The sequence below is a fragment of the Vibrio sp. 1401 genome (assembly GCF_033340295.1).
Window position 1 is genome coordinate 1 of sequence record NZ_JAWOWF010000257.1, and the last position, 794, is coordinate 794.

The 794-nt window shown below is 43.6% G+C and carries 1 protein-coding gene; it reads right to left on the reverse strand.

The genetic code is table 11. The features are described 5' to 3' along the window. Positions 1–647: NAD(P)H-binding protein (locus R7Z77_RS24950; protein ID WP_318136992.1), on the reverse strand; the 647-nt coding region annotated here is incomplete at its 3' end. Between the last annotated feature and the right edge of the window lie 147 nt (positions 648–794).

Consider the following 794-nt stretch of genomic DNA (forward strand, 5'->3'; position numbering starts at 1 on the left):
ACAACCGAATTTTCCTGATAACTGTAAACTTGATAAATCATCGCTTTGGCCACTTCTTCGGCTTTAATCGGTAGAAAGTTAGACAATTTCCCTATCATAAGTGGGCGAATGACTTTGAATAAAGCTTGAACAAGCTTTTCATCACTTCGCGGGTGATCGCGTTCACCAACTAAAGGGCCTGGACGCACAAACACCACTTCATCAAATCCCATTTTTTCAATGTTCTGCTCCATTTGTCCTTTGCAAGCAAGGTAGTGAGAAGGAGAGGAACGGTTGGCACCTAAACTAGACACCACCGCAAGGCGTTTTACGCCGACCATTTTCATTTGCTGTGCGACCGAAGTGACCAGTTCGACATCGACTTTACGTAGGTTTTCTTTACTGCCTGCTTGCTTGAGAGTCGTGCCCAAACAAATGAAACCTATATCGGGCGTTGTTTGATTTTCATTCCATTGATGAATAGTGAGCTCTGCATCAATGATTGGAATGATCTTGTTTGTTGGGTCATAAATGTCTTTAAGTGGGCGTCTGGAGAGGGAGTACAAATGAGAAATACCTGACTGAGCAATGAGGTTTTCGACCACTTTGCTGCCGACTAACCCAGTTGCGCCAGCGATGATTACGCAAGTGTTAACATCGTTTGTCATTGTATGCTTCCTCTTTAGAGAACAAGTGCTTAGGCATTAGTAGCTTATGCCAACACGGTGAAAGAGCAAGAATAAGCCGCAACTCACCATCAAATTTGTGCAGTGGCGAGCTCGATATCGCATGTTAAAAAAAGACCCGTTATTTAC